The following is a 25,205-nucleotide window of genomic DNA, read 5'->3' as shown; positions in this document are numbered from 1 at the left end:
AAAGGGATGGTAGTGAGAGAGTGGACACAGAGTGAGCCGGACGGGTCCGCGGCTCGACCATAGGGGAACCCGCCTTGACGGGATTGGTCGAAAGCCGCGCGTTTGGCTGCGTACAGGGGGTCTCGGGGGTCGTGCGGTAGCGATGGGGTCGATCGACAGGTACATCTTCAAAACGACGCTGGCGTCGTTTGCGCTTGTCCTGGTCAGCCTCACCGGCGTGATCTGGATTACCCAGGCGTTGCGCGGCATCGACCTGATGACCAGCCAGGGTCAGACCATCCTGACCTTCCTCGGCATCACCGGCCTCGTGATTCCCGCGCTCGTCCTGATCATCGCCCCGATCGCGCTGATGATCGCGATCTCCCATACGCTCAACAAGCTCGCGACCGATTCCGAGATCATCGTGATGAACGCGGCCGGCTTCTCGCCGTTTCGGCTGTTCCGGCCGTTCTTCTTCGCCACTTGCGTGGTGGCGGCGCTGGTCGCCTTCATCGGCGCCTATCTCGCCCCCGACGGGATGCGCCGAATCAAGCAGTGGGACGCCGAGATCACGGCCGACGTCCTGACCAACATCCTGCAGCCCGGCCGCTTCGCCCAGCTCGATCAGAACCTGACGATTCGGATCCGCGAGCGGCTGCCCGGCGGCGTGCTCGGCGGCGTTTTCGTCGACGATCGCCGCGACCCGCAGCAGCGCGTCACCATCGTCGCCGACCACGGCACCGTGCTGAAGAACGAGAACGGCTCATATCTCGTGCTGGAGGACGGCAATCTCGAGCGATTCGAAGTCGGCAAGCGCGATCCGACGCTGGTGGTGTTTCAGCGCTACGCCTTCGACATGTCGAAATTCTCGCAGGGCCGCGACGTCACGCTCGGGATTCGCGAGCGCTATCTCTGGGAGCTGATGTGGCCTGACCAGAACGACCAGACCTATCAGCAGCTGTCGGGCCAGTTCTTCGCGGAGCTGCATGATCGCTTCATGGCGCCGGTCTATCCGTTCGCATTCGCGGCGCTGACCTTCGCCTTCCTCGGGGCGCCGCGCACCACGCGGCAAAGCCGCAATTTTTCGATCGGCGGCTCGGTGTTCGCGGTGTTCGGCCTGCGCATGGTCGGCTTCGCCTGCTCGGTCGTCGCGGTGAAGACGCCGATCGCCGCGTTGCTGCAATATCTGATGCTGTTCGCCGGCATCGGCGTCGGGATCTGGATGATCGTCGGCGGCGTGGTGGTCGAACCGCCGCCACGGCTGCTGGAAGCGATCAACAGGAACAACGAGCGGATCGCACGCCTGTTCCGGAGGCCGGCTACCGCATGAGCATGGTCACAAACACGCTCGGGCGCTATTTCGCCGGCCGCTTCGTGGTCGCGGCGGTGGGCGTGTTCGCGGGCATCTTCGTGCTGCTCGTGCTGGTCGATTACATCGAGATGGTGCGCAAGACGTCCGGGCTGGTCGACGCCTCCGCCATCACCGTCGCCGAGACCTCGCTGTTCCGCGTGCCGCAATTGCTCGAGAAGCTGATGCCGTTCTGCGTGCTGATCGGCGCGATGACCTGCTACCTCGCTCTGTCGCGCCGGCTCGAGCTCGTGGTGGCCCGCGCCGCCGGCGTCTCGGCCTGGCAATTCATCTCGCCGGCATTGGCCAGCGCGATCGTGCTCGGCATCTTCGCGACCACCGCCTACAATCCGGTCTCGGCCAATCTGCGCGAGCTCTCCAAACGGATGGAAGCCGAGCTGTTCGGCTCGGCGCCGGGCGGCGGCATCCAGGACGCGTCGGGCTTCTGGCTCAACCAGATCAACGACGAGGGTCAGGCGATCATCAATGCCGCGCGCAGCGAGCAGCAGGGCGTCCGGCTGACGGGACTGACGGTGTTTCGATTCGATACGGCGCTGCAGTTCAAGGAGCGAATCGAAGCGCGCGAAGCGACGCTCGAAGAAGGCCGCTGGGTGTTCACCGGCGTGCGCCGATACACCCTCGACAAGCCTCCGGTGGATCAGGACACCTTCTATCTGACCACCACCCTCACCCCGGCACAGGTGCGCAACAGCTTCTCCACTCCCGAAACTGTGTCCTTTTGGCAACTGCCGAACTACATCCGTTCGTCGGAGAGCTCAGGGTTCGCGACGGCCGGCTATCGCTTGCAGTATCACAAGCTCATCGCACAGCCGTTTTTGCTGGCTGCGATGGTGATGTTGGCGGCTTCTGTGAGCCTCCGCTTCTTTCGGATGGGCGGCGTGCAGAAGATGGTTTTGAGTGGCGTGGGCGCAGGCTTTCTGCTCTACGTGCTGTCGAAAGTAACTGAAGATTTGAGCAAGGCTGAGTTGATGCATCCCATCGCTGCGGCGTGGTTGCCCGTCGTCGTGGGTAGCCTCACCGGCTTCTTAGCCTTGCTGTACCAGGAGGACGGGTAGTGGCCAGTGTCGCTTCCCGCCAGTTGAGGTCGCCTGCTTGCGGGCGGCGCAGTGCTCTGCGCCGTCAACGGAGCCGTATGGCCGCGTTTGGCGTTTCGATCTCAACTCTTCTCGCCGCATTGATCGCGGTCAGCGCGCTCGACGTCGTCGCGTCGACGCCGGCTGCCGCGCAGGCGTTCACCTACAATCCGCGTCCGCCGAAGCCGCCCCGCCCGCCGGCCAAGAACGACGGGCAGATGCTCGTCCAGGCGACCGAGGTCGACTACGACTACAACAACTCGCGGATCTCGGCCGTCGGCAACGTCCAGATGTTCTACAACGGCACCAGCGTCGAGGCCGACAAGGTCATCTACGACCAGAAGACCAAGCGTCTTCATGCCGAAGGCAACATCCGCATGACCGATGCGGAAGGCAAGATCACCTACGCCAACATCATGGATCTCAGCGACGACTACCGCGACGGCTTCGTCGATTCGCTGCGCGTCGATACCGAAGACCAGACCCGGATGGCGGCGACCCGCGCCGATCGGTCCAGCGGCAATTACACGGTGTTCGACAACGGCGTCTATACCGCCTGCGCACCCTGTAAGGATGATCCGAAGAAGCCGCCGCTCTGGCAGGTCAAGGGCGCGCGCATCATCCATAACCAAACCGAGAAGATGCTCTATTTCGAGAACGCCCAGCTCGAATTCTTCGGCGTTCCGATGGCCTATCTGCCCTATTTCTCGACGCCCGATCCGACGGTGAAGCGCAAGAGCGGCTTCCTGATGCCGGGCTTCACCTCGTACACGGCGTTCGGCTACGGCGTCGAAATCCCCTATTACTGGGCGATCGCGCCTGACATGGACGCGACCTTCAATCCGCGCATCACGTCCAAGCAGGGCGTGCTGCTGCAGACCGAATTCCGCCAGCGCTTTGCGGACGGCTCCTATCAGATCCGGCTCTACGGCATCGACCAGACCGATCCCGGCGCGTTCGCCGGTCAACCCGGTGATCGCCAGTTCCGCTGGGGCGTCGACACCAAGGGTCAGTTCGCGCTGAACGACAAATGGGTCTGGGGTTGGGACGGCGTGGTGCTGTCCGACTACTTCTTCATGTCCGACTACCGGCTCGCCCAGTACAAGGACCCGTTCGGATCGTTCCTGTCGCTGCCGACCGAGGCCATCTCGCAGCTCTATCTGACCGGCGTCGGCGACCGCAGCTTCTTCGACGCGCGCGCGATCTACTATCTCAGCTACTCGGGCAACCAGAACCAGGTTCCGGTGGTCGCGCCTGTGATCGACTACAACAACGTGATCAACAGTCCGATCCTGGGCGGCGAGTTCAGCTACAAGATGAACTTCGTCAACCTGACCCGCGAAACCGCGGTGTTCGACCCGATCACGACGACCGCCAATACCAATAGCCTGTGCCTGACCACGTCGGCCGATCCGATGGCGAGGACCCCGTCGCAGTGCCTGCTGCGCGGCATGCCGGGCACCTACACCCGGCTGACGGCCGAGGCGCAGTGGCGCAAGTCCTACACCGACCCGCTCGGCCAGATCTGGACGCCGTTCGTCAGCATGCGCGCCGACGCCATCAACGCCGACATCTCGAATCAGCCCGGCGTGTCCAACTACCTGCCGGTGGGCGACACCCAGACGGTTCGTCTGATGCCGACCGTCGGCTTCGAATACCGCTATCCCTTCATCAACGTGCAGCCGTGGGGCACGACGACCGTCGAGCCGATCGCGCAGGTCATCATCCGGCCCAACGAGCCGAACGCCGGCAAGCTTCCGAACGAGGATGCGCAGAGCCTGGTGTTCGACACCTCGAACCTGTTCTCGGTCGACAAGTTCTCCGGCTACGACCGCGTCGAGGGCGGCAGCCGCGCCAATGTCGGCGTGCAGGCCACCACGCAGTTCGATCACGGCGGCAGCGTCAAGGCGGTGTTCGGACAGTCCTACCAGCTGTTCGGGCTGAACTCGTTCGCGGTCGCCGACGTCACCAATACCGGCGTCGACTCCGGCCTGCAGAACGCGCGTTCGGATTATGTCGCAAGCCTCGCCTATTCGCCGAACCGCACCTACACGTTCAGCGTCCGCACGCGGATGGATGAGGCCACCTGGAACATCAACCGGTTCGAGGCCCAGGCCACCGCGAACTTCGACCGCTGGTCGGTCAGCCTGCTCTATGGCGACTACGCGGCTCAGCCGGAACTCGGCTATCTGACGCGCCGCGAAGGCATCCTCGCCAGCGGATCGGTCAAGGTGGCGGCGAACTGGGTGGTTCAGGGTGCAGCGCGCTGGGACCTTGAAGCGAACAAGATCAACCAGTATGCGATTGGCGCGGGCTATGTGGACGACTGCTTCGTGCTGGCTGCCAATTATGTCACGTCCTATACCTATCAGGCCGGCTCGACGCCTCCCGTCCTCAGCCACGCGATCATGTTCCAGATCGGGCTGCGCACGATCGCCCAGACCTCCACGACCAGCAGTGCGGCTGGCATGCAGTAACAAGCGGGGGCTTGTTTTGCCCGCGGGCCTGTGGCCCCGGCTTGAATTGGTTTAAACGGCTGACATGACGAGAATAACCATCGCCGCTCGCCCGCCAACGCGCCGCCATTCGCTCGTGCTGAGCTCCCTGCTGGCGCTCTTCCTCCTGCTGGGGGGTAGCCGGCTGCATGCCCAGACCATCGCGGTCATGGTCAACGGCGAGCCCATCACCAATTTCGACATCGAGCAGCGCTCCAAGCTGAACGCGCTGACCGGCGGCAAGGTCCCCGATCGAAAGGCCGTCCTCGACGATTTGATCGACGAGAAGCTGAAGATCAAGGAAGCCAAGAAGTACGGCGTCGATCCCACCGCCAACGACATCGAGCAGTCCTACGGCGGCATGGCGCAACGGATGCGGCTGTCCAACGACCAGTTGACCAAGGTACTCGAAAGCAAGGGCATCCGGCCCGATACGCTGAAGCAGCGCATCAGGGCCGACATGGTCTGGACCAGCCTGGTCCGTGGCCGCTTCAAGGAGAGCCTCCAGGTCGGCGAAAAGGACGTCGCGACCGCGGTCAAGGAGACCGGCGATGCCCCCGACGCCGAGGCCTTCGAATACAGGATGCAGCCGGTCGTCCTGATCGTGCCGCGCGGCGCGCCGCAGTCGGAATTCGAGGGCCGCCGCAAGGAAGCGGACAGCTTGCGCGAGCGCGTGACCAGTTGCGAGGAGGCCAACACCTTCTTCAAGTCGATGCGCAATGCCGCGATCCGCGAGATCGTGGTGAAGACATCGGCCGATCTGCCGCAGTCGCTGCGCGACATCCTGGACAAGACCCCGGTCGGTCACCTCACCCCTCCCGAGGTCACCAAGCAGGGCATCGAAATGGTTGCCCTTTGCGGCCGGAAGGCCACCACCGTGGACACGCCGAAGAAGCGTGAGATGCGGGACAAGATGTACGTGCAGAAGTATGAGGCGAAGTCGAAGGCCTACCTGCAGGAAGTCCGCAAGGCCGCGATGATCGAATATCCAGGCGGGCGATGATCGACTATCGTTGACGCATGGTCCAACCTCTCGCACTGACATCGGGCGAGCCCGCAGGCATCGGCCCCGACATCACGCTCGCAGCATGGCTGCGGCGCCGCGAGCTCGATCTTCCGCCGTTCTATTTGCTCGGCGACCGCGTCGCGCTGGCCGAGCGCGCCAAGACGCTCGGGCTTGCCGTCGCGTTCGCCGAGGTCAGTGCCGAGGAAGCGTCCGCGGCCTTTGCACGTGCCCTGCCCGTCGTCGCGACCGGCAAGGCGGCGACGGCGCGACCGGGCAAGCCCGACGGGACCAGCGCCGACGCCGCGCTGGCGTCGATCCGTCAGGCCGTCGCCGATGTCGCGTCGGGCAAGGCCAGCGCCGTCGTCACCAATCCGATCGCCAAGAACGTGCTGTACCGTGCCGGCTTCCGCCATCCCGGCCACACTGAATTTCTCGCCGAGTTGGCCGCGCGCGGCGGGGCTGCGCCGCAGCCGGTGATGATGTTGTGGTCGCCGGCGCTGGCGGTCGTGCCGGTGACGATCCATGTATCGGTGCGCGAGGCACTGGCGCAATTGACCACCGACCTGATCGTGTCGACCGCGCGGATCGTGGTCGCCGACATGAAGACGCGGTTCGGCCTCGCGGCGCCGCGGCTCGCCATTGCCGGCCTCAACCCGCATGCCGGTGAAGACGGCACGCTCGGCATGGAGGACGTCGAGATCGTCGCGCCCGCGGTCGAGATCCTGCGCCGCGACGGCATTGCCGCCCGCGGCCCGCTGCCCGCCGACACCATGTTCCACGCCGCCGCGCGAAAAACCTATGACTGCGCGCTCTGCATGTATCACGACCAGGCGCTGATCCCGATCAAGACCGTCGCGTTCGAGGATGCGGTCAACGTTACGCTGGGGCTGCCGTTCATCCGGACCTCGCCGGATCACGGCACCGCGTTCGATATCGCCGGCACCGGCAAGGCCAATCCGTCGAGCCTGATCGCCGCGCTGCGGCTCGCCGCGCGCATGGCCGCGGCGTCGAGCTAAGTGAGCGCGATCGACGATCTGCCGCCGCTGCGCGACATCATTCGCGAGCATTCGTTGTCGGCGCGCAAATCGCTCGGCCAGAATTTCCTGCTCGATCTCAACCTCACCGCGCGCATTGCCCGCGCCGCGGGCCCGCTGGAAGATTGCACCGTGATCGAGGTCGGGCCCGGCCCCGGCGGACTGACGCGCGCGCTGCTGGCGATGGGTGCCAAGCGCGTGATCGCGGTCGAACGCGACGAGCGTGCGATCGACGCACTCAGCTATATCGTCAAGCGCTACCCCGGCCGCATCGAGATCGTGCATGGCGACGCGCAGCATTTCGATCCGCGTCCGGTGCTTGACGGGGCCAGGGCCAAGATCGTCGCCAACCTGCCCTACAACATCGCAACCCAACTCTTGGTCGACTGGCTGTCGATCGAGCCGTGGCCGCCCTGGTACGACACCATGGTCTTGATGTTCCAGCGCGAGGTCGCGGAACGGATCGTCGCCCATGAGGACGAGGAGGCGTATGGCCGGCTCGCGGTGCTCGCCAACTGGCGCGCCGAGACCAAGATCCTGTTCGACATCTCGCCCGCAGCCTTCGTGCCGCAGCCGAAGGTGACGTCCTCGGTGGTCCGATTGATCCCGCGAGCCGCGCCCGCGCCGTGCGACCGCCGCCTGCTCGAGCAGGTCGCCGCCGCCGCCTTCGGCCAACGCCGCAAGATGCTGCGCCAAAGCCTGAAATCGCTCTCGGCCGATCCGGCCCGGCTGGCGGCCGCAGCCGGTATCGACGCAACGCGGCGCGCCGAGACCATCCCGGTCTCGGGCTTTGTTGCCATGGCGAGGGAATTGGCCGATATACGGTCCACAAAATAGAACAACAGGAGAAAACGTAATGGCGCGTATGGTTCGCCAATCCCTCGTCAAATTCGATGCGCCGCTGTGCGAAACCATCGTCGACACCCCGAAGCCGCAGGGACGCGAAGTGCTTGTGCGCATCGAGCGCTGCGGTTTGTGCCATTCCGATCTCCACATCCAGGACGGCTACGCCGATCTCGGCGGCGGCAAGAAGCTCGACACCACCCGCGGCATGACCCTGCCCTTCACGCTCGGCCATGAGATCGCGGGTGTCGTCGACGAGGTCGGGCCCGACGCGCCCAAGGATCTGGTCGGCACCAAGAAGGCCGTCTTCCCCTGGATCGGCTGCGGCCAGTGCCGCGACTGCCTCGCCGGCGACGAGAACCTCTGCGTCAAGCAGCGCTTCCTCGGCGTCTCGATCGACGGCGGCTTCGCCACCCATGTGCTGGTGCCCGACGCAAAGTATCTGCTCGATTACGATCCGCTGCCGGTCAACCAGGCCGCCACGCTGATGTGCTCCGGCGTCACCGCCTATGGCGCGCTGAAGCGCCTGGTCGATCGGCCGCGCCAGCGCAACCTGCTGCTGATCGGTCTCGGCGGCGTCGGCATGATGGGCCTGTCGTTCGCACAGGCGATGTTCAAGCAGCCGATCACGGTTGCCGATCTCAGTCCCGCGGCGCGCGAGACCGCGCTGAAGAATGGCGCAGCGGCGGCGTACGATCCGGCGGAGCCCGATGTCGTCAAGCGCATGCTGAAGGAAAGCGACGGCGGCTTCGACGGCGTCGTCGACTTTGCCGGCAACGAGAAGTCGATGGCGTTTGCGGTGTCGACGGTGGCACGCGGCGGCAAGATCGTGGTGTCCGGCCTGATGGGCGGCCAGTTCACGCTACCGATGGTGCAGTGGGTCTACAAGCGCATGACCATCGAAGGCTTCATGGTGGGCACGCTGGCCGAAGGCCAGGAGCTGATGGCGCTCGCGCGCGCCGGCAAGATCAAGCCGACGCCGATGAAGGAAGAGCCGATGGCCGACGTCCAGAAATGGATCGACGAGCTGCGCGCCGGCAAGGTCGTGGGACGCATCGTCCTGAAGAATTAAAGCATGGTCCGGAAAAGCGTGTAGCGGTTTTCCCTCGCGACAAACGCGGAGCGTTTGCGCGGAAATCATGCTCTTAGGACGCTAAAGCGCGTCATCGCGCTTTAGCCGACGTCCCGCCGGCCTCGCCCGACAACAGGGGGAGGACGCGAATGAGGAGGACACGTTCGATCGGGGCATGGGCGGCGCTCGCACTCGCCCTCGCCATCGTGCCGGCCCTTGCGCAAAAGCGTTATGGGCCCGGTGTCACCGACAGCGACATCAAGATCGGCACCACGACGCCCTATAGCGGTCCGGCGTCGGCCTATTCGGCCGGCGCGATCTCGATCACCGCCTTTTTCGCGATGATCAACGATCAGGGTGGCGTCAACGGCCGCAAGATCAACTTCATCAGCCTCGACGATGCCTACAGCCCGCCCAAGACGGTCGAGCAGATCCGCCGCCTGATCGAGAGCGACGAGGTGCTGTTCCTGGTCAACCCGGTCGGCACCGCGCCCAACATGGCCGTGGTGAAATACATCAACCAGAAGCAGGTGCCGCATCTGTTCGTCGGATCCGGCGCCACGATCTTCAACGATCCCGCGCATTATCCGTGGACGATGAGCTGGACGCCGCATTACGCGTCCGAGGGCGAGATCTACGCCAAGTACATTCTGTCGACGCTGCCGGACGCGAAGATCGGCATCCTCGCGCAGAACGACGATCTCGGCCGCGACTACATGATGGGCTTCAAGCGCGGGCTCGGCGACAAGGCCGCGTCGATGATCGTGTCGCAGCAGGCCTACAACACCAGCGATCCCACCGTGGATTCGCAGATCGTGTCGCTGAAGGCCGCGGGCGCCAATGTGCTGTTCATCGCCGCGGTGCCGAAATTCGCGGCGCAGGCGATCCGCAAGGCCTACGATATCGACTGGCACCCGCAGGAATTCCTCTCCAGCGTCGGCTCCTCGATCGCGGGTGCGATCCGTCCCGCGGGCTTCGAGGCCGCCAAGGGCGTGATCTCGGCGGCCTATCAGAAGGACCCCGCCGATCCGCAGTGGAAGGACGATCCGGCCATGCAGGCCTGGAACGTCTGGATGGACAAGTACAACCCGCATGTCGACAAGAGCGACTATTACGCACCCTACGGCTATAACATCGGCTACGCGGTGGTGCAGATCCTCAAGCAGTGCGGCAACGAACTGACGCGCGAGAACGTCATGAAACAGGCTTCGCATCTCGACATGGAGCTGCCGCTGCTGCTGCCAGCCATCCGCCTGCGCACCTCGCCGACCGATTTGCGGCCGATCAAGCAAATGCGCCTGGTCCGCTTCAACGGCGAGCGCTACGTGCTGTTCAGCGATGTGCTCGAAAGCAACTGAACCTGCTTGCAATCGGTCCTCGGCCACCGGCTCGCCGCAATTGCGACGCGCTACGAGCCTCAATTAAGCCCTACCCGTTCCGGATTTGCGGCGCATTGCGACCCAACTCTTTACCGAGATTGGCGTCACCAGCGTTTGCGTAAAAAAGAATACCGGGGACGCGTATGTCAAATCGTTCAGCGAAATTCGCTGCGGCGCTTGCCGCCAGCATTGTGGCCGGGGCCAACTTCGGCGCCGTGGCCCAGAACGCCGCCACGCCGGCGGTAACCAATACGGCGAATGCCAAGACGGCCGACACCTGTCAGTCCGGGCCGAAGGGAACGGCGCCGGCGGGGAGCCACTGGTTCTATCACCTCGACCGCAGCACCCAGAAGAAATGCTGGTACCTCGGTGATGCCAGGAACAAGGTTGTCGCCAAGACCGCCACGGCGCAGCAGCAGCCCGCGGCCGCGCCCGACACCGCGACAGCCGACGCAGCCCCGCCACCGAGCCAGCCGGCGCCGGCAGCGCAGCCGGCGCCGCAACCGACGATGCGCAAATCGGTTGCCAACGCCCATGCCGAATGGCCCTCGCAGCAGGCTGCCGCCCCCGTCGCAAGCCCCGATGCAGGTCAGGCTGGCGGCACGCCGGCGTCGACCGATTCGGCGGCGTCAGCCGCGCCCGCCGGCGCGAACGCCCAGCCATCGGACGTCAACGCCAGGTGGCTGGACGCATCGAGCATGGCCGGAACCAACGGCACCCGGCACGCCGCGGACCAGCCGACCGTGGTCGCGCAGGCCGACACGACGCCGCAGCAAGCGGCCGCGCCGGCACCAGCGGCCCCCGCTGCGGCCGAGGCGCCCGCGGACAAGTCATCGTCCTCGACGCAGATGCTGCTGATCGTGATGATCGGTGCGCTCGCGCTGGCCGGCCTGGTCAGCGCGCTGGTGTTCCGCTTGACGCGCACGCGGACGCCGCCCTACCAGATCAAGGACGAGTGGCAGGCGCCCTGGGATTCGCTGCACACCGAGCCGGCGCCGCCGATGGCGGTGGTCAGCCGCGACCGTCCGTTGCGCCTGTCGGAGGCCACCCCGCGCCGTGCCGAGACCCCGATTCCGCGCCGCGCCGAGACGCCGGCGCCGCATCGTGAGGCGGCACGTGATTCGGCCCAGACCGAGCAGGACAACCGGCAGATCGCGGCGATGCTGCAGCGGTTGGCGCGCAGCGCGGCGAACTAGAGCCGTTTCCGTTCCGATGGAATCGGAACGGGGGTGATGCGATCCCCTGCGATCGCATCACCATCCCGCAGCGTTACTTCTCGAGCTGGCGTCGCAGGTCGCGTACGAATTCGGTCAAGCCCGTTCTCCGCTGGCGCTTGAGCCGTTCGGCCTTCAGAATCGACTGCACTTCAGCAAAGGCGTCGTCGACGTTCTGATTGACCACGATGTAGTCGTATTCGGCCCAATGGCTCAGTTCGTCGGAAGCCCGGCTCATCCGCCCACGGATGACCTCCTCCGAGTCCTGTGCCCGCGTATGCAAGCGCTTCTCAAGGTCGGCCGCCGACGGCGGGAGGATGAAGACCCTCACGACGTCGGTCTCCGATTTCTGGTGCAGCTGTTGCGTACCCTGCCAGTCGATGTCGAACAGAACGTCCTGTCCTACCGACAGTGCCGCCTCGACCGGCGCGCGCGGCGTGCCGTACAGATTGTCGAATACCGTCGCCCATTCGAGCAATTCATCCTGCTTGACCATCGCTTCGAACGTCTGCCGGTCGACGAAGAAATAGTCGCGACCGTCGACCTCCCCCGGACGCCGCGCCCGCGTCGTCGCCGACACCGACATTTTCAGGCCCGGCTCGCGTTCGAGCAGCATGCGCGACAGCGTCGTCTTGCCGGCGCCAGAAGGCGACGACAGGACGAACATCAGTCCGCGCCGCTCTACGCCGTCAAAACCCTGCGCCGTCATCGTTCACTCCAGATTCTGGACCTGTTCGCGGAACTGCTCGACCACGTTCTTCATCTCAAGCCCGGTATTGGTCAGCTCGACGTCGTTCGACTTCGAGCAGCAGGTGTTGACCTCGCGGTTGAATTCCTGGGCGAGGAAGTCGAGCCGCCGCCCGACCGGGCCGCCCTTGCCGATCATCTCGCGCGCCTGGGTGATGTGCGAGGCGATGCGGTCGAGCTCCTCGCGGATATCGGCCTTGGTCGCGATCAAGATCGCCTCCTGGCTGAGCCGGTCGGCGTCGAAGCGATCGGAGGTCTCGAGCAGGGCCGCGATCTGCTCGGCGAGCCGCGCCTTGATCGCGTCGGGCTTGCGGCCGGGCGCAGCCTCTGCGCGCCTGGCGAGCCGCTCGATCTCGTCCATCCGCTGCATCAGGATCTGGCCCAGCGCATCGCCCTCGCGGCGGCGCATTTCGACGAGGCTCGCGAGCGCCTGCTCGAAGGCCATCGCAGCCGCCTCGCGCGCCGCCTTGTCCTCGTCCTCGTTGCTCTCGGGCTCGACCACCTCGATGACGCCCTTGATGCCGAGCAATCCGTCGATGCTCGGCGCCACCGCGTCGATGCGTTGCGCGAGCTCACCCGCGACCTTCACTACGGCGGCCAGCACGTCCTCGTTGATGCGGATGGTCTGCGCCGCGTCGGTGCGCTTGACGCTCAGATTGGCGTAGACCGTGCCGCGCGACAGCACCTCGCCGGCGCGTTTCTTGGCCAGCGCCTCCAGCTCGTCCCAGCCGGGCGGCAGCCGCAGCCGCAGGTCAAAGCCCTTGGCGTTGACCGATTTCAGCTCCCACTCGAACGTATAGGGACCGCTCGCGCCATGGCTTCGGGCAAAGCCAGTCATGCTCGACAGCGCCATCGCGTGAAACTCTCCAACAGAATGATTTGAGACTCACCCCGAGCCTGCGGGACTCGTGAGCGGCCGGTGCGATCTTAAGACGGATTCCGTGAAAGTGGAATTACGTCCACTTCCGGGAAACGAGAAGTTAGCGCTGCACGACGGGCGGCGAGGTGGTCTGCTGGGCTGCGCCCTGGCGACCGCTGCGCGGCGGCTTCTTCTGATTGGTGGGCTTCGGCGGCGTGGTCGCCGTGGGATTGGTGTCCGCTGCGCCCGGCGCCGCGGCGGCAGGCGCCGGATCATCCGCAGGCTCGACGGTGTCGTTCTGGATCTGCTTTTCCGAGGCGCGCAGCTTGGCAACGTTCTTGGCGTGCTGGTCGTAGGTCTCGGTGAAGGCGTGGCCGCCGGTTCCGTCGGCAACGAAGAACAGGTCGCGGGTGCGCGCCGGATTGGCGGTCGCCTCCAGCGAGGCGCGGCCGGGATTGGCGATCGGTCCGGGCGGCAGGCCGTCGATCACATAGGTGTTGTAGGGCGACGGCTGCGTGATCTCGCTGCGCTTGATCGGCCGTCCCAGCGTGCCCTTGCCGCCGACCAGCCCGTAGATGATGGTCGGGTCGGATTGCAGCTTCATGCGCTGGCGCAGGCGATTGACGAACACGGCGGCGACGCGGCTGCGCTCGTCGGCACGGCCGGTTTCCTTCTCGACGATCGAGGCCAGCGTCACCAGCTGGTCCGGCGACTTCAGCGGGGTATCGGTATTGCGGCGTTCCCAGATCTCCGCGAGCACGCGCTTCTGCGCCTGCTGCAAGCGCTGGATCACCTGATCGCGCGTGGTGCCGCGCGGGAATTTGTAGGTCTCCGGCAAGAGCGTCCCCTCACGCGGGATCTCGCGCACCGAGCCGGTGAAGATGTCGTTGTCGGAGAGCCGCGACACGATCTGCTCGGAGGTCAGGCCCTCGGGAATCGTGATGGCGTGCTGCACCACCTTGCCGTCGACGATGGTGGCGATGACGTCGCGCAGGCTGGCGTTCTTCTGGAACGAATATTCGCCAGGCTTGAGATCGGAGCTCGCCTTCAGCGCAAACACGCCGCCGATGAAGACCCACGGATTGACGTTGATCACGCCCTCGCGCGACAGCACGTCGGCGATGTCGCGCTTGCCGGCGCGCGCGGGGATGTTGACGATCTTGTCTTCCTGCAGCGGTCCCGGCGATTCCAACGCCTGCTTGCCGTAGTAGTACGTCGCGCCGGCGCCGAGCATCAGGATGATCAGGATCGTGAAGATGGCATTGCCGACGATCACGAAGGGATTGCGGGCGCGATCCGAACGCTTGGGCGGCGGCGGAACCTGTTCGGGCTCCAGCGCCGCGCGGGGACTCCTCGGTGAAATGGGCGGCCTCTCACTCATCGATGCAAACCAATATCCTGCCGGTTGAATCGTGGCCGGACAAACCCCTGTCCCGCCAATAGCATACGCCCGCTATTAGGAGTCACCGCGGAATACGGCAAAACGGTGGACTAGTTGTAAAGACCTACTAATTGGTCACGCGCTGCACGATCACGGAGGCGTTGGTGCCGCCGAAACCGAAGGAATTGGACAGCGCCACATTGACGTCACGCTTGCGCGACGTGTGTGGCACGAGATCGATCGCGGTTTGCACCGACGGATTGTCGAGATTGATGGTCGGCGGCACCACATTATCGCGAATCGCCAGGATCGCGAAGATCGCCTCGATCGCGCCGGCCGCACCGAGCAGATGCCCGGTCGCGGACTTGGTCGACGACATCGAAACCTTGGAAGCCGCATTGCCGAGCAGACGCTCGACCGCGCCGAGCTCGATCTCGTCGCCGACCTGCGTCGAGGTGCCGTGCGCATTGATGTAGTCGAGATCGGATGCGGCAAGGCCGGCGCGCTTCAGCGCCATGCTCATGCTGCGGAAGCCGCCATTGCCGTCCGGCGGCGGCGACGTGATGTGGAAGGCATCGCCCGACAGGCCGTAGCCGGTGACCTCGGCATAGATCTTGGCGCCGCGCCGCTTGGCGTGCTCGTACTCCTCGAGCACCAGGATGCCGGCGCCCTCGCCCATCACGAAGCCGTCGCGATCCTTGTCGTAGGGCCGCGATGCCTTGGTCGGGTTGTCGTTGAAGCCGGTGGACAGCGCCCGCGCCGCGCAGAAGCCGGCAATGCCGATGCGCGAGATCGGCGATTCGGCGCCGCCCGCAACCATCACCTCGGCGTCGCCGAGCGCGATCAGCCGCGCCGCGTCGCCGACCGCATGCGCGCCGGTCGAGCACGCCGTGACGACGGCGTGATTGGGACCCTTCAGGCCGTGCTCGATCGAGACATAACCGGACGCCAGATTGATCAGGCGGCCCGGAATGAAGAACGGCGAGACCCGGCGCGGCCCGCGCTCCTTCAGCAGCACCGCGGTCTCGGCGATGCCGGTGAGGCCGCCGATGCCGGAGCCGATCATCGTGCCGGTGGCGAACTGGTCCTCGTCGGAGGTCGGATGCCAGTTGGCATCATCAAGCGCCTGCTTGGCCGCGCACATCGCATAGAGGATGAAATCGTCGACCTTGCGCTGGTCCTTCGGCTCCATCCACTGATCGGGATTGAAGGTGCCATTGGAGCCGTCGCCGCGCGGAATGTAGCAGGCGATCTGGCTCGGCAGGTCCGACACCTCGAAGGTGTCGATCTTCTTGCCGCCGCTGTCTCCGGCGAGGATACGCGCCCAAGTTGCGTCAACGCCGCAGCCGAGCGGTGTAAGCATGCCCAGCCCCGTGACGACAACTCGTCTCATTTCCACGTCTCCGGCCAGCAATGCGCGGCTAATAGTAAGAAGCCGGGGGACCGCTCGACCGCGGTCCGTCCGGCCCCGTCAACTTCGCGATCGGCGTCAGCTCTTCGCGTTCTTCTCAAGAAACTTGGTCGCGTCGCCGACGGTCAGGATCGTCTCCGCCGCATCGTCCGGAATCTCGCAACCGAATTCTTCTTCGAAAGCCATCACGAGCTCGACCGTGTCGAGGCTGTCGGCGCCGAGGTCATCGATGAAGCTCGCGCTATCGACCACCTTCTCGGGCTCGACACCAAGGTGCTCGACCACAATCTTCTTAACCCGCTCGCCAATCTCACTCATCGTTCAACCTCGTTGTTCCATTGGACCCGACCCCAAGACGATACGAGCCATCGTGGTCGTCTCGATTACTCAGTCGCGCATAGTCTTGATTCGGCCCGGTCGTAGCCGACTAAAGCCCCGGCGAACGGCAGGCGTCGCCACGCCAATATACAGGGTTTCAAAATCCTGCAATGGCGTTCTTCGCCCATCCACGGGGGGTTCAGCTACCATACTTCCAAAGCCTTGACTACACGCCTGAACCGGCTCCCGAAACCGGCTTTTCGCCGCATTGCGAGAACCGGTAAGTAGCTCAAATCATGGCCATCCCACCGTTGACGTGAATCGTCTGCCCGGTGACGTAGGCGGCCTCGTTGGAGGCCAGATAGACCGCCGCTGCGGCGATATCCTCGGGCGTTCCAAGCCGCGCCGCAGGAACCTTGGCCAGGATGGCTTCGCGCTGCTTGTCGTTCAGCGCATCGGTCATCGGCGTCTTGATGAAACCCGGCGCGATGCAGTTCGCGGTCACGCCGCGCTTGGCGTATTCGGCCCCCAGCGTCTTGATCAGGCCGATGATGCCGGCCTTCGACGCGGTGTAATTGCCCTGCCCCGGATTGCCGGTGACGCCGACGATCGAGGTGATCGCGATGATGCGGCCGAAGCGCTTGCGCATCATCAGTTTGGTCGCGGCGCGCGCGAGGCGGAAGGTCGCGGTCAGGTTGACCGCGATGACGTCGTCCCAATCTTCGTCGCGCAGCTGCACGAACAGATTGTCGCGGGTGATGCCGGCATTCGCGATCAGGATGTCGACCTGGCCCATCGCGGCTTCCGCCGCCGGCACCAGCGCCTCGACATCGTCCTTGCTGGAGAGATTGCACGGCAGCACGTGCACGCGCTCGCCGAGCTTGGCCGCGAAGCCGTCCAGCACCTCGCGCCGCGTCCCCGAAATCGCCACCGTCGCGCCCTGCGCATGCAGCGCCTGCGCGATCGCGCCGCCGATACCGCCGGTTGCGCCCGTGACGAGCGCGGTCTTGCCAGTCAGATCAAACATCGAATTCTCCTTCCGGCTCTTTACGCCGACGCTGCCAGCGCATCCCTGGCCGCAGCAATATCGTTCGGACCGCCGACGGACACGCCGACCGCGCCGTCGGCGATGCGCTTGACGAGGCCGCTCAGCACCTTGCCGGCGCCGATCTCGAAGAACCGCGTCACGCCCTGCCCGGCCATATAGGCGACCGACTCGCGCCAGCGAACCGTGCCCGTGACCTGCTCGATCAGGCGGCGGCGGATCTCGTCGGGGTCGGTGATCGCGGAGGCCAGCACGTTGCAGACCAGCGGCGCCGCGGGCGCCTTGATGGTGACGGCGGACAGCGCCTGCGCCATCGCATCGGCCGCCGGCTGCATCAGCTTGCAGTGGAACGGGGCCGACACTGGCAGCAGCATCGCGCGTTTTGCCCCTTTGGTCTTGGCGATCTCGACCGCGCGATCGACCGCCGCCTTGTCGCCGGAGACCACCACCTGGCCACCGCCATTGTCGTTGGCGGCCTGGCAGACCTGGCCCTGCGCCGCTTCATTGGCGACCGCAACCGCCGCCTCGTAGTCGAGGCCAAGCAGCGCGGCCATCGCACCGGCGCCGACCGGCACCGCCTTCTGCATCGCAAGCCCGCGGGTGCGCAGCAGCCGCGCGGTATCGCTGACGGTCAGGCTGCCGGCGGCGGCCAGCGCCGAATACTCGCCGAGCGAGTGTCCGGCGACGAAGGCCGCGTCACGGCCGACCGAGAAGCCGGCCTCGCTCTCCAGCACCCGCAAGGTGGCGATCGAGACCGCCATCAGCGCCGGCTGGGCATTTTCGGTGAGTTGCAGCGTGTCGCCCGGACCATCCCAGATGATCGCGGTCAGCTTCTCGCCCAGCGCGGCATCGACCTCGTCGAACACCGCCTTGGCGACCGGAAAGGCGTCGGCCAGGGCCTTGCCCATGCCAACCGCCTGCGAGCCCTGCCCGGGAAACGTAAATGCTGCCGTCATCGGCGATCCCTACCTTGTTGAGCGTGATCCCCGCGCAAGCGCCTCGCCTGCCGCAGGGGAAAACGGTATCCGCCTCGCGCGATGCGCGCCACAGCGGGTCCAAGCCGATCCCTTGCAACCAATCCTTGCAACCGGCTCCGGACCGGGCCGTAAGACACTGATGGGGGGCGCGCTGTCAAGCCGCGCGGCAGGAACCCTGGGGATGCCGGACGGGTTCGGCGCTAAAATCCGCCGGCATTCTGGTCGGCATTAACCTTGCCGCCGGCCCGCGCCCGGCGGGCGCTGTTGACCAGCTGGCCCGGACGATCCTCATGGGCGGGCCTGGCGGTCGCCAGCCGCAGCACGGCCGCGTAGCCCGGCTGCACCTCCATCCGCCCGGCATAGCGGCTTCCGCTCAGGATGCGGTGGACGCGCGGCAGGTTATAGCAAGGCACGTAGAACAGCAGATGATGCTCGAGGTGATAGTTCACGTAATACGGCGCGATGAACAGCCGCTCGAGGATATTGGCCCGCGTGGTGCGGGTGTTGCGCAGGGGATCGGAGCTGTCAGGCACGACGGCATGTTCGGCGATGTTGCGGATCCGCGTGATCACCATCATCCAGGTCAAGAGCGGCACCAGCCATAGCAGCGGGTAAGCCCACCACACGCCCGCGGCGGCAAGGCCCGCGAACAGCAGCGCGTTGGTGACGCATTGCGGCCCGAGCTTCTGCCAGAAGTTGGCGGCGCGCCGCGACAGCGGCCACTCCTTCGGCCCGATCGCATTGAGCAATTGCGCCTTGCGCTGCTGGTAGCCGGTCTGTCCGGTGATGTCGCGGAAGAACTTCCGGCGGTAGCTCATCTTCGTGATCGGAAACGGCGCCGACAGCACGAGATCCGGATCATCCTCCTGCTGCGTCCGCGCGTGATGCTGCAGATGATAGCGGCGATAGCCGCGGGTTTCCGCGAAGATCGGATACGCACAGAACCACTGGCTCAGCGTGAGATTGGTCTTCTCGTCGGCCGAGAGACAGCCATGCGCGCCGTCATGCATCAGGATGGCAAGGCCGAGCTGGCGCGAGCCGATGATCGCAACCGCCAGCAGATAGGTCAGCGGATTGGGCCACCATGCGACCATCGCGATTGCGCCGATGATCAGCACCCAGGCATGCGCGATCAGGGCCACGCCCTTCCACGTCGTGCGCTCGCGCACGGACACAAGCTCGTCTTCGGTCAGGAAATCGCGGGCACGCATGCGCAGCGCGGTCATGAACTGGTCTCCCCGTCCGTTGAAGTGCTGGGATCGCCGACCAGGCGCAGGCGCGTCGTGTCAGCAGCCGGTGTCGATGTTGCCTGCTCGCCGAGCGCGCGCAGCAATTCGCGACACATTTCCTCGGCGCCGCGCCCCATCGCAAAACCCTCGACGATCACGCCGATCGCAATCGCCCAGAAGCGCCGCGAGCTCTCCTCGGGCGCGCGCAGCGAGCGCCAGCCGTGACGCTCGACCTGGCCCGCATAGGCGCGCGCGCCTTCGCTGTGCAGACGCTCGATGGTGCGCTCGACCAGCGGCGCGAGATCCTGTCGGCGCCGCGTCAACGTCAGGGCCTCGGCGAAGAAGGCGACCGTGTCGGTCGCGGTCACGGTTTCCGCCAAAGCGTGCGTGTACTCCCGCGGCGTGTGGGCCTTCAGGGCCGCCTGCTCGGTCGCGCGCGCGAGATAGAGCATGTCGCGGCTGGCGGCTTCGACGAACAGCGCCTCCTTGGTGCGGAAGTAATAGGTAATCTGGCTCGGGAAGGCGTCCGCGGCCGCGGCGATATCGGAGATCGAGGTGCCCGACAGCCCGCGCTCCTTGAACAGGCGGCTGGCCGCATCGAGCAGCAGCGAGCGCATCTTGCGCCCCGCCGACCGTGTCGCGCGCACCGCGTGTTTCGGATCGGGCGCAGGCATGCCGCTGGCGGTCTCCGAACCCATTGATCGTCCTCCCGAGATATTTGTATGATATACAAACAAAGAAATCAACGGGAAATGGCCGAAAGTTGCGTCAGCCTGCCCGGAGGGCTACGCCCTCCTGCAAATCCAGCGGCCGAGACCGGCTGCGCATGCTTGCTTTCGCGGCCAAAATCCGTATAAGCGCGCCATTCGTGGGCTCCGGCCGGGAGCTGAACGGACGGTCTCAGCAAACTCGCGCGATGATTTCCTCACCCGCTGATTTTGATGTGGCAGGGCCAGTCGGCCCGTCGTCCCGTGCTCCCGCCTTCTGAGCAGCTCGAGTCCTTTCCGAAGGTCTCGAAGGGCTTGTCGCCGGAAACCGCGCCAACACAGGAAAGGACAACCATGCCTCTTTACGAGCATGTTTTTCTCGCGCGTCAGGATGCGAGCACCCAGCAGGTGGATGAACTGACGGCCCAGATGACGGGCATTGTCGAACAGGGCGGCGGCAAGGTCACCAAGACCGAGAGCTGGGGCGTGCGCTCCCTCACCTACCGCATGAACAAGAACCGCAAGGCGCATTTCGTGCTGTTGAACATCGACGCTCCGTCGGCTGTCGTCACCGAGATCGAGCGCCAGGAGCGGATCAACGAAGACGTCATCCGTTACCTCACCGTGCGCGTCGAAGAGCACGAGGAAGGCCCGTCCGCGATGATGCGCAAGGCCGACCGTGATCGCGAGCGCGACGACCGTGGCGGCGGCTTCCGTGGCGACCGCGAAGGCGGTTTCCGTGGTGACCGCGAGGGTGGCGGCTTCCGTGGCGACCGTGGTCCGCGCCGTCCGCGCGACGAAGAAGCTGCGACCGAGGAGTAATGAATCATGGCTGATGCTGGTGCCCGCCGTCCGTTTTTCCGTCGTCGCAAGTCTTGCCCGTTCACGGGCGCGAATGCGCCGAAGATCGACTACAAGGATTCCAAGCTGCTGATGCGTTACGTCTCCGAGCGCGGCAAGATCGTGCCGAGCCGCATCACGGCCGTGTCCGCCAAGAAGCAGCGTGAGCTCGCCCGCGCCATCAAGCGCGCGCGCTTCCTCGGCCTGCTGCCTTACGTGATCCGCTAATCGTTTCCGGCCGGCGGCACGCGCCGCTGGCCGCTTATTCTCATAAGGCGTCCGGGTCGTCCGGTCGCCGATGGTTGGGGTTCTCGAGAGAGGACCCCTAACCGCTCAAAGGGGGCGGGACAGCTGATGATCGGGATATTCACCGTTGCACTTGCAGCCGGCGCTGCGTCGGCGCTGATGTTCGCCTCGACCAGTTCGGGCGTGCTGGTCTCGCTGTTGCTGGCTTATTTTGCGCCGTTGCCGCTGATCGTGGCGGCGCTTGGCTGGGGGCCACTGGCCGGTGCCGTGAGCGGCATCGTCGCAACCATCGCATTGACCGCGCTTCCCGGTATGTTCCACGGCTTCCGCTTCGCGCTCACGGACGCGTTGCCGGCGTGGTGGCTCGGCTATCTTGCCCTGCTCGGACGGCCAGTCGCTGCGGCGACGCCGGGTAACGCTGCTGACCTGGAATGGTATCCGGTTGGCCGTATCCTGCTTTGGATCGCGATCATAGCTACTCTCACGGCGGTGGCCATCCTGTGGATCTACAGCGTCGACGTCGAAACGATTGCCGAGCCGATGCGGCAGTTGCTCAGCGAGATCGCGCGGCAGGCTGAAGTCGATTGGACGCCGGAGCAAATCGCATCGCGCGCCAGGTTGTTTGGCTATCTCAGCCCGCTGGTATTCTCGGCGAACGCAGCGTTGATGTGGGTACTCAACCTCTGGCTTGCCGCCAAAGTCGCGCTGACATCCGGGCGTCTGCATCGCCCATGGCCCGATGTGCGAAGCATCATGCTGCCGCCGGTGACGCTTGCAATCCTGGCGGTCGCCATCGCTTTCTGCTTTTTCGGCGGCTGGTTCGCGATGCTCGCAGGCACCGTCGTAGGTGCGTTGCTATTCGCCTACGCCGTCGTCGGCTTTGCCGTCCTGCACGTTCTGACCTTGTCGGCCAGCAATCGCACGTTCAGGCTGACCTGCGCCTACGTCGTCACGGTCGCGCTCAGTGCAGTCCTGTCAGGCATACCGGTCCTCGTAATGGCCGCCGTTGGCATCGCCGACGCTGTGCTCGGATTGCGCCAGCGCTATCTGCAAACCAGACCGCCGCCTTTGCCGGCGGAGTGAGATTCGATCCAACCACTTAAACCGATACTTAGCATCTCAAAGGAGAACGAAAATGGAAGTCATTCTGCTCGAACGCGTGGCCAAGCTTGGCCAGATGGGCGAAGTCGTGCGCGTCAAGGACGGGTTCGCCCGCAATTTCCTGCTGAAGCGCGGCAAGGCGCTGCGCGCCACCGAGGCGAACCGCGCCAAGTATGACGGCATGAAGGCCGAGCTCGAGGCCAACAACATCAAGGCCAAGGGCGAAGCCGCCAAGGTCGCCGAGAAGATCGACGGCCGCGACATCGTCATCATCCGCCAGGCGTCCGAATCCGGCCAGCTGTTCGGCTCGGTCACCGTGCGCGACATCGTCGCCGCGCTGGCGACCGATGGCGTGACGGTGTCCCGGCCGCAGGTCTGGCTCGACTCGCCGATCAAGGTGATCGGCCAGCAGAAGGTGACGATCGCAGTTCACCCCGAGGTCGAGGCCAGCGTCACCGTGACGGTCGCCCGCTCCGCCGACGAGGCCGAGCGCATCAAGCGCGGCGAGGATATCTCGACCCGCCAGGAAGACCAGGACGCCGCCGCCGAGGCGCTTGCCGCCGCCGGCGAGTTCTTCGATCCGGAAGCCCAGCACGACGACGAAGCCGCACCGGCTCCGGCTGCCGAAGAGAAGTAAGCTTCTCTCCATCGCTCAACAGACTGAAGCCCGGCCCTCATCAGGCCGGGCTTTGGATTCGTGCCGCCGCCTGATCGTCGAGCATTGCGATCGAGGCCAGGGCGGTCGCGGTGTGCTTCTCCTTGCCGTCGATGATGCAGAACACGTCGGCCGCGACGACCGCGACCTGGCGTCCCGGCTTGATCACGCGCGCCCGGCAGATCAGCCGATCGCCCGACGCCGGCGACAGCAGGTTCAATTTGTACTCCGCCGTCAGCGCCGGCTGGCCGCGCGACGTCGCCGCCGCGATCGTGGTGCGTTGTCGACCAGGAACGCCGTCACGCCGCCGTGGAACAGGCCGTGCTGCTGCAACAGCTCCGGCCGGCGGTCGACCGCGAGCGTGCATGACCCGCGCGACAGTTCGGCCACTTCAGCACCGACCAGACCCATGAAACCCTGACGGCCGACATTGTCGCGAATCCGCGTCGCGATCGGCGCGAAGTCCGGATCGATCCCGCTCATGATGTCCCTCCTGCTCGCCCCGGCGCACCCGGCGCCACCACCGCGCGGATCGAACACGCGATCAGCGTCTCGACCTGCTCGCGCGGATCGCTGGTGTGGCGGCCCGACAGATAGGCGCGGCAGAAGATCTGCGCCGGCCCGATGATCTGACTGAAGAACAGCATTGGTGTCATCGGCAGCAATTCGCCGCGCGCCAGCAGCGGCGCGCGCCAGCGCTCGATGGCCTCGGCGAGCCGCGAATTCTCGCTGCGCTGCGCGCCGCGCACTTCCTCGCCCCACTCGCTGCGCGAAATCTCGAACAGGAAGCGCGCCTCGCGCCTGGACGTCACGACCCAGTCGAGATGGGCGTGGATCAGCCGCGCGACGCCTTCGCTGGCGCCGTGCGTATCGTTGAGGGAGGTGATGATCGCGGCGTGATAGGCCTGCAGGATTTCCAGGAACAGGGTTCCGGCGAGCTGCTTCTTCGAGGTGAAGAAGTGGAAGAAGCTGCCGTTGGAGGCACGGGCGCGGGAACGGATCTCGGCGACCGTGGCGCCCTCGAAGCCATCGCGATCGAACACCGCCAATCCCGCCGCCAGCAGATCCTCGCGTGCCGTGCTCACTTCGCCTCTCCACCTAGATCAATACTCTAGAGCTTTGCTCTAGCGGCGGTCAAAGGAAAACGCCGGGCCTCATGGGTCCGGCGTCGGCGATTACTTCGAGCTTGGCGCCTCCGGCGGACCGGAGCCTGGCGTCGTCGGGGGCGGCGGTGGCGGCGGCGCGGTCGCGGTCACCGGCGGCGCGGCGGGTGCCGGAGACGCGGCAGCGGCGGGCTCGGGGGCGGCCGGCGCCGGCGTGACCTGCGGAACCGGGTCGGAGCGCAGGGCAGAAGGCTCGCTGCTGCTCTTCGGCGCATCAAGCTTGGCCGCGTCGGGCTGGCTGGCAGGTCTCGCCGGCTTCTCGGCCTCGCCCTTGTCTTCGTGCTTCACGGCCGTCTGGGCCTTTGGCTCGTCGCTGGAGGTCTCGCCCTTCGGCGCCTCCTCCGACTTCGGCTCGTCGAGCGGCTTGCCGCGACGGCCGTGCTTCTGACGCAACGGCTTGCCCTCGCTTGCGGCCTGCGGCGGCTGGCCGTCCTCCGGCTTGGCGCCCTCCGGCGTTTCGGTCGGGCGGGCCATGCGCCGGCCGCGGTGGCCCTGACGGCCCTCGCCCGGCGCCTGGGTCAGACCATCGGCGTCCGGCTTTGCACCTTCCTGTGCCGCGCCCTGATGCTGCCGGCGCGACGGACGTTCGGAGGCCTGCTCGGGAGACTGGATTGCCTCCTGCCTGCCTTCCCTGCCCTTGGCTCCCTTGGGCTGATCCTTGGCCTGGTAACGTGGGTCGTTGGCACCGTTCGAAATCAGATAGGACGACAGCACACCGGCCATGTCGCTCGATGTGGTGTAGTGCTGGCGCAGGAAGCCCGGCAGCGAGCCGGCCGGAACGGTCTTCAGCAGGCCGCGCGGGCTCTTGTGGCAGGCCGTGCAGGTGTTCGCGAAGATCTGGGAGGGGCTTTTGCCGGCCTCGAGGTTTTGTGCGCGCACCGACCCGGCCGACAGGCCAATCAGAAGCGTCACCGTCGCCAGACTGAGGGCTCGGCTCAACATTCCTTAAGTCTCCAGATTCCGGAAAAATCGCCGCCTGCACCTGATGGATCGGCTGCGGCGGTCACCTTTTAGACGATTATCGCGCGAATGGAAGCACGCGCGTGACGCATCCACGCAATT

General features: G+C 65.6%; 24 protein-coding genes and 1 pseudogene. 13 read left to right on the top strand and 12 right to left on the bottom strand.

Features of this window, described 5'->3' with window-relative positions; genetic code table 11:
* The first annotated feature begins 142 nt into the window (after positions 1-142).
* From lptF to ACVMB0_RS24315, 9 genes are all read left to right on the top strand, one after another.
* Positions 143-1,309: an LPS export ABC transporter permease LptF gene (gene lptF / locus ACVMB0_RS24355; protein WP_456755179.1), complete on the top strand. Its 1,167-nt coding sequence runs from the start codon at positions 143-145 to the stop codon at positions 1,307-1,309.
* A complete protein-coding gene (gene lptG / locus ACVMB0_RS24350; protein WP_456755180.1) occupies positions 1,306-2,403 on the top strand; it encodes an LPS export ABC transporter permease LptG in 1,098 nt (365 codons plus the stop codon). Before lptF ends, lptG begins: the two co-directional genes overlap by 4 nt.
* 77 nt (positions 2,404-2,480) lie before the next feature.
* Positions 2,481-4,898, top strand: a complete 2,418-nt coding sequence (locus ACVMB0_RS24345) for an LPS-assembly protein LptD (protein WP_461347932.1) — start codon at positions 2,481-2,483, stop codon at positions 4,896-4,898.
* A gap of 64 nt (positions 4,899-4,962) precedes the next feature.
* Positions 4,963-5,919, top strand: coding sequence for a SurA N-terminal domain-containing protein (locus tag ACVMB0_RS24340; RefSeq protein WP_456755182.1), 957 nt, complete (start codon positions 4,963-4,965; stop codon positions 5,917-5,919).
* Between the two features lie 17 nt (positions 5,920-5,936).
* The gene (gene pdxA / locus ACVMB0_RS24335) at positions 5,937-6,938 is read left to right on the top strand and encodes a 4-hydroxythreonine-4-phosphate dehydrogenase PdxA (protein WP_461347931.1); all 1,002 of its coding nucleotides are present in this window, start codon (positions 5,937-5,939) and stop codon (positions 6,936-6,938) included.
* On the top strand, positions 6,939-7,793 hold the full coding sequence (gene rsmA, locus ACVMB0_RS24330; RefSeq protein ID WP_461347930.1) for a 16S rRNA (adenine(1518)-N(6)/adenine(1519)-N(6))-dimethyltransferase RsmA: 855 nt from the start codon (positions 6,939-6,941) through the stop codon (positions 7,791-7,793). It begins immediately after the preceding gene.
* Between the two features lie 19 nt (positions 7,794-7,812).
* The gene (locus ACVMB0_RS24325; protein ID WP_461347929.1) at positions 7,813-8,871 is read left to right on the top strand and encodes an alcohol dehydrogenase; all 1,059 of its coding nucleotides are present in this window, start codon (positions 7,813-7,815) and stop codon (positions 8,869-8,871) included.
* Positions 8,872-9,020: 149 nt separating this feature from the next.
* Positions 9,021-10,229 (top strand): ABC transporter substrate-binding protein, encoded by a 1,209-nt coding sequence (locus tag ACVMB0_RS24320; protein WP_461347928.1) that lies wholly within the window; start codon positions 9,021-9,023, stop codon positions 10,227-10,229.
* Between the two features lie 164 nt (positions 10,230-10,393).
* Positions 10,394-11,446 (top strand): hypothetical protein, encoded by a 1,053-nt coding sequence (locus ACVMB0_RS24315; protein ID WP_461347927.1) that lies wholly within the window; start codon positions 10,394-10,396, stop codon positions 11,444-11,446.
* A gap of 73 nt (positions 11,447-11,519) precedes the next feature.
* Here the strand turns inward: ACVMB0_RS24315 and gmk are convergent, their stop codons facing one another.
* The 9 genes from gmk to ACVMB0_RS24270 all read right to left on the bottom strand — a co-directional run bounded on the left by gmk (position 11,520) and on the right by ACVMB0_RS24270 (position 20,129).
* Positions 11,520-12,173: a guanylate kinase gene (gene gmk / locus ACVMB0_RS24310; protein ID WP_456755188.1), complete on the bottom strand. Its 654-nt coding sequence runs from the start codon at positions 12,171-12,173 to the stop codon at positions 11,520-11,522.
* A gap of 3 nt (positions 12,174-12,176) precedes the next feature.
* Positions 12,177-13,064 carry a YicC/YloC family endoribonuclease gene (locus tag ACVMB0_RS24305; protein WP_456755189.1) on the bottom strand — a complete coding sequence of 296 codons (888 nt, stop codon included), beginning with the start codon at positions 13,062-13,064 and terminating at the stop codon, positions 12,177-12,179.
* 127 nt (positions 13,065-13,191) lie between these two features.
* Positions 13,192-14,451, bottom strand: a complete 1,260-nt coding sequence (gene mltG, locus ACVMB0_RS24300) for an endolytic transglycosylase MltG (protein ID WP_456755190.1) — start codon at positions 14,449-14,451, stop codon at positions 13,192-13,194.
* A gap of 127 nt (positions 14,452-14,578) precedes the next feature.
* The gene (gene fabF, locus ACVMB0_RS24295) at positions 14,579-15,844 is read right to left on the bottom strand and encodes a beta-ketoacyl-ACP synthase II (protein WP_456755191.1); all 1,266 of its coding nucleotides are present in this window, start codon (positions 15,842-15,844) and stop codon (positions 14,579-14,581) included.
* A gap of 96 nt (positions 15,845-15,940) precedes the next feature.
* On the bottom strand, positions 15,941-16,180 hold the full coding sequence (locus ACVMB0_RS24290) for an acyl carrier protein (RefSeq protein WP_002716125.1): 240 nt from the start codon (positions 16,178-16,180) through the stop codon (positions 15,941-15,943).
* 289 nt (positions 16,181-16,469) lie between these two features.
* The gene (gene fabG / locus ACVMB0_RS24285; protein ID WP_018271293.1) at positions 16,470-17,207 is read right to left on the bottom strand and encodes a 3-oxoacyl-[acyl-carrier-protein] reductase; all 738 of its coding nucleotides are present in this window, start codon (positions 17,205-17,207) and stop codon (positions 16,470-16,472) included.
* Positions 17,208-17,227: 20 nt separating this feature from the next.
* On the bottom strand, positions 17,228-18,181 hold the full coding sequence (fabD, locus tag ACVMB0_RS24280) for an ACP S-malonyltransferase (RefSeq protein WP_456755192.1): 954 nt from the start codon (positions 18,179-18,181) through the stop codon (positions 17,228-17,230).
* Positions 18,182-18,402: 221 nt separating this feature from the next.
* Positions 18,403-19,428, bottom strand: coding sequence for a fatty acid desaturase family protein (locus ACVMB0_RS24275; RefSeq protein WP_456755193.1), 1,026 nt, complete (start codon positions 19,426-19,428; stop codon positions 18,403-18,405).
* A complete protein-coding gene (locus tag ACVMB0_RS24270) occupies positions 19,425-20,129 on the bottom strand; it encodes a TetR/AcrR family transcriptional regulator C-terminal domain-containing protein (RefSeq protein WP_456755194.1) in 705 nt (234 codons plus the stop codon). The genes ACVMB0_RS24275 and ACVMB0_RS24270 overlap by 4 nt, the downstream gene beginning before the upstream one ends.
* 363 nt (positions 20,130-20,492) lie before the next feature.
* Between ACVMB0_RS24270 and rpsF the strand changes: the two genes are divergently transcribed.
* The 4 genes from rpsF (at position 20,493) to rplI (ending at position 22,962) form a co-directional block, all read left to right on the top strand.
* Positions 20,493-20,960, top strand: coding sequence for a 30S ribosomal protein S6 (gene rpsF / locus ACVMB0_RS24265; RefSeq protein ID WP_461349704.1), 468 nt, complete (start codon positions 20,493-20,495; stop codon positions 20,958-20,960).
* Between the two features lie 6 nt (positions 20,961-20,966).
* A complete protein-coding gene (gene rpsR, locus ACVMB0_RS24260) occupies positions 20,967-21,206 on the top strand; it encodes a 30S ribosomal protein S18 (RefSeq protein ID WP_016844287.1) in 240 nt (79 codons plus the stop codon).
* 126 nt (positions 21,207-21,332) lie between these two features.
* Positions 21,333-22,307 carry a DUF2232 domain-containing protein gene (locus tag ACVMB0_RS24255; RefSeq protein ID WP_461347926.1) on the top strand — a complete coding sequence of 325 codons (975 nt, stop codon included), beginning with the start codon at positions 21,333-21,335 and terminating at the stop codon, positions 22,305-22,307.
* Between the two features lie 52 nt (positions 22,308-22,359).
* Entirely contained in the window at positions 22,360-22,962 is a 603-nt protein-coding gene (gene rplI, locus ACVMB0_RS24250) for a 50S ribosomal protein L9 (RefSeq protein WP_456755196.1), read from the top strand.
* 40 nt (positions 22,963-23,002) lie between these two features.
* On the opposite strand, the pseudogene ACVMB0_RS24245 reads toward rplI, so the two are convergent.
* The 3 genes and pseudogenes from ACVMB0_RS24245 to ACVMB0_RS24235 form a co-directional block, all read right to left on the bottom strand.
* Positions 23,003-23,463: pseudogene (locus tag ACVMB0_RS24245) on the bottom strand (PaaI family thioesterase).
* The gene (locus ACVMB0_RS24240) at positions 23,460-24,065 is read right to left on the bottom strand and encodes a TetR/AcrR family transcriptional regulator (RefSeq protein ID WP_461347925.1); all 606 of its coding nucleotides are present in this window, start codon (positions 24,063-24,065) and stop codon (positions 23,460-23,462) included. The pseudogene ACVMB0_RS24245 and the gene ACVMB0_RS24240 overlap by 4 nt, the downstream one beginning before the upstream one ends.
* Before the next feature lie 90 nt (positions 24,066-24,155).
* Positions 24,156-25,085 carry a hypothetical protein gene (locus tag ACVMB0_RS24235; RefSeq protein WP_461347924.1) on the bottom strand — a complete coding sequence of 310 codons (930 nt, stop codon included), beginning with the start codon at positions 25,083-25,085 and terminating at the stop codon, positions 24,156-24,158.
* Between the last annotated feature and the right edge of the window lie 120 nt (positions 25,086-25,205).

The sequence above is a fragment of the Bradyrhizobium sp. USDA 4451 genome, from assembly GCF_054822585.1.
The sequence above is the reverse complement of the archived record's forward strand: the minus strand, read 5'-3'. Positions and strand labels throughout refer to the sequence as shown.